The sequence below is a fragment of the Candidatus Nanopelagicales bacterium genome (assembly GCA_018003655.1).
Classification (GTDB): domain Bacteria; phylum Actinomycetota; class Actinomycetes; order S36-B12; family UBA10799; genus JAGNDY01.
On record JAGNDY010000022.1, the window covers coordinates 14,323 to 23,300 of the forward strand.

The 8,978-nt window shown below is 61.9% G+C and carries 8 protein-coding genes; 6 read left to right on the top strand and 2 right to left on the bottom strand.

Going from position 1 to position 8,978, the window contains the following annotated elements; genetic code table 11:
• Positions 1 to 238: 238 nt before the first annotated feature.
• Genes KAZ48_05115 through KAZ48_05135 form a run of 5 tightly spaced genes read left to right on the top strand, consistent with a single transcriptional unit; the run spans position 239 to position 5,365 of the window.
• Positions 239 to 1,768, top strand: a complete 1,530-nt coding sequence (locus KAZ48_05115) for a DUF1298 domain-containing protein (GenBank protein ID MBP7972158.1) — start codon at positions 239 to 241, stop codon at positions 1,766 to 1,768.
• Between the two features lie 53 nt (positions 1,769 to 1,821).
• Positions 1,822 to 2,316, top strand: coding sequence for a DUF2505 domain-containing protein (locus tag KAZ48_05120; GenBank protein MBP7972159.1), 495 nt, complete (start codon positions 1,822 to 1,824; stop codon positions 2,314 to 2,316).
• 40 nt (positions 2,317 to 2,356) lie between these two features.
• Entirely contained in the window at positions 2,357 to 3,310 is a 954-nt protein-coding gene (locus KAZ48_05125) for a YihY/virulence factor BrkB family protein (GenBank protein MBP7972160.1), read from the top strand.
• Between the two features lie 32 nt (positions 3,311 to 3,342).
• Positions 3,343 to 4,704: a ClC family H(+)/Cl(-) exchange transporter gene (locus tag KAZ48_05130; GenBank protein ID MBP7972161.1), complete on the top strand. Its 1,362-nt coding sequence runs from the start codon at positions 3,343 to 3,345 to the stop codon at positions 4,702 to 4,704.
• Between the two features lie 52 nt (positions 4,705 to 4,756).
• Positions 4,757 to 5,365, top strand: a complete 609-nt coding sequence (locus tag KAZ48_05135) for a class I SAM-dependent methyltransferase (protein MBP7972162.1) — start codon at positions 4,757 to 4,759, stop codon at positions 5,363 to 5,365.
• A 24-nt stretch (positions 5,366 to 5,389) separates the two neighbouring features.
• Here KAZ48_05135 and KAZ48_05140 read toward each other — a convergent pair whose 3' ends face one another.
• Complete coding sequence (locus KAZ48_05140; GenBank protein MBP7972163.1) at positions 5,390 to 6,235, bottom strand: DUF3097 family protein; 846 nt, start codon at positions 6,233 to 6,235, stop codon at positions 5,390 to 5,392.
• Positions 6,236 to 6,393: 158 nt separating this feature from the next.
• Here KAZ48_05140 and KAZ48_05145 point away from each other — a divergent pair, with 158 nt between their 5' ends.
• Positions 6,394 to 7,185, top strand: a complete 792-nt coding sequence (locus KAZ48_05145; protein MBP7972164.1) for a hypothetical protein — start codon at positions 6,394 to 6,396, stop codon at positions 7,183 to 7,185.
• Here the strand turns inward: KAZ48_05145 and KAZ48_05150 are convergent.
• Positions 7,186 to 8,978: hypothetical protein (locus KAZ48_05150; GenBank protein MBP7972165.1), on the bottom strand; the 1,793-nt coding region annotated here is incomplete at its 5' end. It abuts the gene before it with no gap.

Here is an 8,978-nt window from a genome sequence, read left to right on the forward strand (position 1 = left end):
GGGGTATCGGTTTGCATCTACAACCCTGACCTTGACCCTAATCGGGTCGGAGCGGCCTCCGTCGTCGAATTCCTGACTGAGCTGGTCGCAGAGCTGAGTCAAGCAAGTTGACGCTCAGTCGACTGCAACATGATCACCGGCAGGGTCCAAGGAGTTGCCAAACCCCCGCAGAAGGGGAAGGCTGAAGGACCGGAATCAAGTTCGGCCTTTGCGAGAGGATCGTATGTCCGCTGCTGCAATGACGTCGCAGGATGCACTGTGGCTTTCGATGGATCGACCGAACAATCTGATGGTCATCGACACGGTCATGTGGTTTCGCGAGACGCCCGATTGGGACGCTGTTCGGCACGTCGTCGCTGACCGCCTCGTCGCCAACTTCCCGGTATTCCGCTCTCATCCGGTCGTTGACGGTGATGGTTGGGCGTGGGAAGAGGACTCTGCGTTTGATATCAACCAGTGTCTGAAGGTCGTTGAACTGCCCGAGCCGGGTGACCTGATGGTCTTACGCAGCTTTGTTGCGTCGCAACGCAGCATCGCCTTCGACAAGTCCGGACCACTGTGGACGATGCACCTGATCAACAACGTTCGGTTCGAGGACGGCACTGTCGGTGCCGCGATAATGGCGCGGTTCCATCACTCGATTGCCGATGGGATTCGCTTGGTGCAGGCAGTTATCAGCTTGTGCGACATCGAAGACGATGGCCTACCGCCGGTTGGTCGGAAACTGCGCAACTCCACCACGCCAATTGCCATTGCCCGGTCGACGGCACGTAACGCGGTTAAGAGCGTCGCCGACGTCGGTAGCGCAACGGCATCGACCGTGCTCGGTGCGGCAGGGTCCGTCGGCGTCGTAGCCAGCACGGCCCTAGCCGGTGACCCTGTCGGCGCGGCAGGCGGAGTCGTTGACGGCGGCAGGAATCTCGTGACCCTGGGAGTCAAGGCGATGCGCTACCCGGAGCGTGTGATGGACGTCAATCTACTCGTCAGCTCACCGGACAATCGAATTGCCAACGACGTCGGCACGGTCGGAAAGCTCCTACTTGCCGGCAGCAGCGTCGAGACCGTCTGGAGTGGTACCCCGTCAGTGGAGAAGGATGCCGGGTGGGCTCCGGTCGTCGAATTGGTGGACGTCAAGGCGATCGGTAGGGCAACGGGAACGACCGTCAACGACGTCATGCTCAGCGCTGTTTCCGGCGCGTTGACCAGATACTTGCGCGAGCGCGGTGATGACGGGGTCGACGAGGTCATTTGGATGATTCCGGTCAGTGTCCAGGCGGTTGAGCCAGGCATCCCGAAGGAGCTTGGCAACCACTTTGCGTTGGTCGCTCTCCGGATGCCGATCGGGATTGACGACGTCACCACTCGAATCAAGGAAATGCATCATCGAATGGAACGGATCAAGAATTCCGATGAAGCGATTCTGACCTTTGGAATCCAGCGGACAATCTCACAAGCGCCCCGCAAAATCGCTGTTGGATTGACCAACTACTTTGCCGACAAGGCGGTCGGGGTCCTGACCAACGTTCCTGGGCCGCGGACTCCGATGAGCCTGGCCGGCACCCGGGTGGATGGAATCCTCGGCTGGGCTCCTTGCTCAGGCGATCAGCCGATGACCGTGTGCATCTTCAGTTACAACGGTCGCGTGACCGTTGGTTTCGGAACAGACAAGACTCTGGTGCCTGATGTTATGAGGCTCAGTGAGCTCTTCGACGAGGAGTTCAGATCGATGTACGCCGAGGTACTTGGCCGGCCAATCGACAGTAAGTGACGTAAGGGCGCGCCGTCGTCAAATTCACGGCAACAACTCAATCAGGAGGAATCATGTCAAAGAAGTTCACCAACGCAGACACCTACTCAGCAAGTGCTGATCAGATGTGGGCGATGATTTGCGACCACGCGTACTGGGACAGCAAGTACGAGACGCTTGGTGCAACGAACGTCGAATGGCTGACGTTCAACGCAAGCGATACCGCGCTGACGGTCTCCTCGACACGCGAGGTCGACGCGAATCTTCCGAGCGCCGCGAAGAAGATCATCGGCGAAACCGCTGTTGTCACTCAGACCGAGGAGTGGACCCGTTCCGGGAGCGCGTGCAATTGCACAATCTCGATCGCGACCAAGGGTGCTCCGGGTGGCACCGAGGGCACGATGACCATCAAGTCAGATGGCGATACCTCGATATGGACTGCCGACTTCGACATCAAGGTCTCCATCCCGTTGCTGGGCAAGAAGCTCGAGAGCATTATGCATGAGGAGACTGCGAACAACTTCGTCAAGGAGAAGAGCTTCAACGACGAATGGCTGGCCTCCCACTGATCGCGGCTTCACCAGCCCCGGCCTCGCCTAGACTCCGGCCGTGGGCTGGTGGCAGGACAGGGCGGGTGACGCGTCGGTCGCGACCAACCATGCAGGCTCCCCGGCACCCAACCGACCGGAGCGCGCCAAGCGTGCGTTAGTGACCCGGATCCAGCAACGACCGCTGCTGTACTGGGCGGTCAAACTTGTCGGCCGAATCATCGAGGCGCAGAGCGCCGGGCGGCTCAGTCTCGCGGCTGCGGGTGCGGCGTTCTGGCTCGTCATTGCCTTGTTTCCGGCGACAATCGCAGCGATCGCCATCTTCGGTCTGGTGGTGGATCCACAGGAAATCGCCGATGCCGTGGAGGAAATCAGCCAGCGCGCGCCCGGCAGCCTAGGAGCTGTCCTGGCCCAGCAGGCGCAGGTGGCCGCGAGCAGTCAGGCGAGCACCCTTTCGATTGGCCTGGTCATTTCCATTCTCGTCACGTTGTGGAGCGTTTCCAGTGGCAGCTACGGTTTGACGCGCGCGATTCAGGGCGCCTATGACGTGCCGCCCCAGCCCTACGTACGAGCGCGGATTCGCGCCCTTGGCTTCGCCTTCGTCTGGGTACTGGTGCTGGGAGCGCTCTGGCTGGGCGTCGCAGCCGTCGCGGTGTGGATCGTCGGACTCGATACGTGGGCGCAGGTGCTCGGCTGGATTGTCGTTGTTCCCGTTGCTCTCATACTCCAGGCGGCCTTCTACGGAGCTCACTACCGCTACTCCATCAGTTGGCATGCGAGCTGGCGAGAACAATGGCCCGGTGCCGCGGTTTCCTCGGTCGCGATCTCGCTACTGATCGTTGGCTTGGGTATCTACGCGTCTTTCGCGCCGGACTACCAAGCCGTTTACGGGGCGCTCACGGGTGTCATTTTGACCATGTTGGCTGTCTATCTGGGGATGTATGTCGTGCTGCTGGGGGCGGTCTTGAATGCCCAACTCACCGCGACAAAGGGTGAGGCCAAACCGGCGAAGTAGCGGCTGTGCCTGGTCTTTGCAACACTCGGCGGGTGTCCACCCCCGAAGATCCGGCTCGTCCGGCGGCATCGGACATGCCGGAAGCGGGCAGACCCTTCGATACACCACCGGTCGACGATGCCCTGCGAGCTGGGATCACTCGCCTGGCCCTGCTCGCTGTGGTCGGGGGCGCCATCACCGGCCTGCTTGGCGGCACCTTTCGAATCGTGCTGGTGGAGCTCACGCGTTCGTGGAATGAGTTGCTTCACTGGACGCGGGACTCGGTTGGGTGGCGCTGGCTGCTGCCCGTCGCACTTGCGGCGCTAGCGGCCGGTATCGCTCGATTGCTAGTTCGTTGGGCCCCAGAGGCTTCCGGCAGTGGAGTGCAACGGGTCGAAGCGAACATGCGGGCAGAAGTACCGCCGGCACCGTTGAAGGTGATTCCCGCAAAGTACGTCGGAGGGGCGCTGGCAATCGGTGCTGGAATGGCGTTGGGGCGAGAAGGCCCGACTGTGCAGATGGGTGCTTCAGTGGGCGGCGGTTTGGCGCGTTACGCGAAGCTCGGTCGACACGACACCCGGACGCTAGCCGCAGCGCTTGCTGGCACCGGCCTGGGAGTCGCCTTTTCCGCGCCGCTGGGTGGGGCGCTGTTTGTCTTCGAGGAAGTGGCCCGCGCCTTCCGCACCAAACTCGTGGTAACCACGTTCGTCGGCAGCGCCGTGGCACTTGCGGTTGCCCAATGGTTGGTCGGGCATCAACCGATATTTCTCGTTGGCGTCGTCCGACCGGTCCCCGCGTGGCAGCTAGTCGTGTTCGCGCTGCTTGGGGCGATCTTCGGTGCACTCGGAGTCGGCTACAACTGGCTGGTGCTGGCGATGTTGCGTGCCTTCGACCAGGTCAGTCATGTCGCGCCGGAGGTCAAGGCCGCGGCTGTCGGCGCGTGCATAGGTCTGCTCGGTGTGGTGGCACCACACCTCATCGGGGGTGGCGATGGCCTCAATGAGCGGGTCCTGATCGAGAGCATCCCGATCGGATCCTTGCTCATCATTTTCGCGGTGCGGTGGGTCCTCGGCCCCTTCTCCTACTCGGCCGGTACACCTGGTGGCCTGTTCGCACCGTTGCTACTCGTTGGTGCCTCAGCCGGAGCCCTCATTGCGTCGGTGACCAATTCGCTTCTGCCGAGTGCGCAGTTGTCGGTTACCGCCTTCGCCATTGTGGGAATGTCCACCTTCTTCGCCGCAACGGTCCGAGCGCCGTTCACCGGCGTTGTGCTCATCATCGAGATGACCGCGACCACAGCCGTCGTGGTGCCGATGGTGCTTGCGGCCGGAGTTGCGGTATTGGTCGCATCCAAGCTGAAAGGTCCACCCATCTACGAGACTCTGCGATTGCGGATGGAGAAGGCGCCGACGTAGGTCGCCCGTCGGTCGAGTCGGGCCGGCGCGCCTCCTCGGATAGCCTGCCGATATGGCCAAACCCACCAAATGGCAAACCGAAACCGACGAGGGTCACTCGCAGTGGTACATCGAGCGTTTTCGGACGATGGCTGCCGAGGGCGTCGACCTCTCGGGTGAAGCTCGCCTAATCGATGCGATGGCTGCCCCGCACTCTCGGATCTTGGATGCAGGCTGTGGGCCCGGCCGAGTTGGTGCGGTGCTCGCCGAGCGTGGGCACACGGTCGTCGGCGTCGATGCCGACCCCGAACTGATCAGGGCGGCAATAGACGATCACCCTGGACCGAAGTGGCTCGTTACCGATCTTGCGGAGTTGACCCTCGCGACAATTGACGAGGTGCAGCCGTTCGACGCTGTTGTGGTTGCTGGCAATGTCCTGACGTTCCTCGCGGAGGGAACTGAGGTCGCGGTCTTGACCAACCTTCGAGAGGTCTTAGCCCCCGACGGGTTCATCGTCGTTGGCTTCGGCGTCGATCGCGGATACTCACTCGACCAGTTCGACCACGACGTTGCCGCGGCGGGCCTGCGAGTCGACCAGCGATTCTCGACGTGGGATGTCCGGCCGTGGCAGGTGGACGCGAGCTTCGCAGTGAGCGTGCTACGACATGCTGTTTCCAACTAGCGGTTCCCAACTAGGGGTTTCCAACTAGCGCAGCGACGGATCCACGGTCACGAAGTCGATGAGTTCCTCAACCCGACCAAGCATGCTCGGCTCAAGATCGGTGTAACTTGACACCGAGTTGATGATGCGCCGCCACGCGAGCCGCTCGTCGGGATCCCATCCGATTGCGCGCAGGACCCCCGCCTTCCATGACTCACCTCGTGGCACAGTCGGCCAGGAATCCAGACCGAGGACTGCCGGACGCACGGCCTGCCAGACATCGACGTACGGATGTCCGACTATCAGAACGTTCGCACCCAGTTGTCCACTGACCTGGTCGGCAATCCGCTGCTCTCTAGATCCGGGAACCATGTGGTCGAGCAGTACGCCTACTCTCCGATGGCGGGTCGGCCCGAATTCCAGAAGCCACTCCATGAGGTTGTCCGCTCCATGAAGCGGCTCGACCACAATCGCCTCCTCGCGCAGATCGCCGCCCCAGATCTTCTCGACAAGCTCGCCATCGTGGATTCCCTCGACCAGGATCCGACTGCCCCTTGCGACTTTGGCTGGACCCGCAGCAGCGGCTGCCGATCCGGACAGTGTTCGAGTGGGCCTCGCTTGGCCGACGCGCGGGGCGGCCAGTGTCACAGGCTTCCCATCGATCAGAAACGATCCCTCGCGCATGACAAAGACGCGGGTCTTTCCGTCATGGTCTTCCAATTCGACCGTTCGTCCCTCGATGGACTTCTCAGTCCGGACGACCGAGCCGCAGAAACCGGACTCAGCGCACTCGACAACGAGGCCTACCGAAGCCTCGACCACGGGAAGTGCCGGTCCGGGGCGGCGGTGTGGATCGCTGGAGAGTACGTCCGCGCCATATCGATCGCTCATTGGCAGGAGCTTGCCAGTAGACGCAGGGATCGCGTGGAGGCGCGGCGTTTAGGTGAAGCTCGAGTAAGAGACGTTTGGTTTGGTCCGCTCGGTGGAACATGACAGCTAGAGTCGGCGCGACGGCGCGGTTGGCGAGCACGGATGCTGAGGTGGATGGGTTGAGGAGAAGTGTTGCCGCGTTCTCTGCTGCCGTTGTGGGCGTGGCGACGCTCGCAGTGGCGCAGACGAGTGCTAGCGACGTCGTCGCCGGGTCGCAGACCGCGGTATCCGGCGCTCGGCCCTTGGCACTGGTCTACCGAGGCCCCGCAAGTTGTCCGGGGTGCAGCGAAGCAGTTGCCCACCTCCTGCGCACGTCCAAGTTCCACTTCCGGATCGAATACGTCGGACCGCAGGAACGAACCAAGTTGGTTGCAGCCTCATTTGTCGGCGCGACGCTGTACGCCCAGCCAGGCGGGGACACCTCAGTGGCTCGGGCGAACAAGCTGGTGGGCAGCGCCGGCAAGCAGGCCATCAAGTCATTCGTCTCCCATGGTGGCCGCTACCTTGGGTTCTGCCAGGGTGCCTACCTCGCCGGGTCTGGTCCGGGGATGGGTTTGCTCTCCCCCGGCAACACCGGCCAGTACATCGCGACCAAGGGCGCGACGACGCATTCGACGGCCGACACGGTTGTTCCAATTCGCTGGGGCAACCAGACCAGGCAGGTGTTCTTCCAGGACGGCCCCTATATGACTCGTAGCGGCGTTCGTGGTGAGCGGGTGTTGGCTCGATATTCCAACCGCCGGATTGCGGCACTGGTGAAGCCCTACGGCAAAGGTCGCGTTGGTGTAGTCGGGCCGCACCCGGAAGCACCACAGCGCTGGTTCCGGCAGGCGGGCATTGCCAGCAAAGACCTCGACGGGTTGGACGGTCGGCTCGGTCGCTCCCTGATCGACGCCACCATGAACCGATAGTCAGGTAGCGAGAACTTCTGGACGCAGCAACTTCAGCCCACGTTCCGGGTCATACCCGTGGATCTCCGTTACGTCGAGCGCGCGCAGAAAGTCGATGATGTCGCGGTTGACGATCTGACCGGGAACGATGAGTGGGAACCCCGGCGGGTAAGGGATGACAAAGTTCGCGCCGACCAGGGGTGGGCCTTCATCCAGTCGACGATCGAGCTCGTCACCCAGAAGGTCGATGTGTTCGCAGTTTGCCGGGTTGTTGGCGACGTAGAACGCCTCGCGCATGTGGCCCTCTCGGGAGGTGCCGCGCGGCTCGTCGCGAAACATGTCCGCGAACGCGGAGAAGTCCGGCAAATGTGGTGGGGAATCGAGCAGGTCCTCGACTCGTGCTTGGAACCGCTCGCGCTCATCTGTCCGGCTTCGACTGTCGGTGGCCTCAAGTTCGCGAGCAATGTCTGACAGCGACTTGATCAGATGGGCTAGATCACTCCTGGTGTTGTTGATGTTCAACTGGACGAGCACGCTGTTGCGTGAGGTCTTGTTGATCTGGATGTCGTACTTGTCAGCGAGCAATGCCTTGAACTTTGTGCCGTTCATCCCGGCCCCGCCGCACAACACGGTCACCCTGGTCGGATCGAGGAAGAACTCATCATTGGCCATCGCGGTCATGGCGGTTGACCAGTCTTCTTCGGCCATGCTGTATTTCTCGATGCCGGAGGGTCGGTATTGCTCCGGAATCATGTCGGCAGGAGTGAGGGCTCGGAAGTATTTGGCGATCTGAGGGTTGCCGTTGATACGGTCGCGCAGATCGAGCGCCAACTCAACGGCTCGGGTCGCAAGCTCGTAGCCCTCCAGCTCCATTTGACGGCGGGCGACGTCGAGCGACGCGATGATTTGCAGATTCGGCGAGGTTGACGTGTGGGTGAAGTAGGCCTCGTGGAAGGCCTCTTCGACATCCCCGTAGTCATCGTCTGCGACCGAGATCAAGGACGCCTGCCGCAGGGCAGACATGGACTTGTGGACCGAGGTCGTTTGGTAAACCCGGACTCGCATTTGGTCGGGGTCAGGCATCAACCGTTCATCTAGGGCACGGGGGTCGTTGATGTCCATCTCAATCCCCTGCGCGGCGAATTCCTGGTAGCGCTGCCGATACTTCGGGTTGCTCCGGTTGGCTCGCAAATGGGCAGCACCCGACATTGCAGTGCGCCATCGCAACAACGGGGTGAAGCGAGCGAATGCGGACCAGGCCTCGTCCCAGAGAAAGACCAGATCGGGTTTGATTGCTAGGCACTCCTCCATCGTCCGGGCGACGTTGGCCATGTGGCCGTCGAAAGTTGCATTGGTGAGGATGAGGACCTTGACCCGATCAAGACGCCCTTCTGCCTTGAGCTCGAGCAGCGCCCTCTTGATTGTGCGGATCGGCACGCTGCCGTACATCGAGTACTGGGTTAGTGGGAAGGCATCGAGATACACCGGCTGAGCGCCGGACAGGACACACGCGTAGTGGTGGGACTTGTGGCAGTCGCGATCGATGAGCACGATGTCGTCCGGCTCGAGCAGCGCTTGGCCGACGATCTTGTTGGACGACGACGTCCCATTCGTGGCGTAGAAGGCGTGATCGGCGCCGAAAGCACGGGCCGCGAGTTCCTGCGCTTTCCTGATGTTCCCGGTTGGTTCGAGCAGGCTGTCCAATCCCCCGGTTGTGGCCGACGACTCCGCCAGGAACAGGTTCTCGCCATAGAACTCGCCCATATCGCGGATCCAGTTGGACTTGAAGATGGACTTCCCGCGAGCGATTGGCA

What these genes read in the sequence shown, in the direction of transcription:
- KAZ48_05115 (MBP7972158.1), top strand. Translation starts at nt 239, where the DNA reads ATGACGTCGCAGGATGCACTGTGGCTTTCGATGGATCGACCGAACAAT.
- KAZ48_05120 (MBP7972159.1), top strand. Translation starts at nt 1,822, where the DNA reads ATGTCAAAGAAGTTCACCAACGCAGACACCTACTCAGCAAGTGCTGAT.
- KAZ48_05135 (MBP7972162.1), top strand. Translation starts at nt 4,757, where the DNA reads ATGGCCAAACCCACCAAATGGCAAACCGAAACCGACGAGGGTCACTCG.
- KAZ48_05140 (MBP7972163.1), bottom strand. Translation starts at nt 6,235, where the DNA reads ATGAGCGATCGATATGGCGCGGACGTACTCTCCAGCGATCCACACCGC.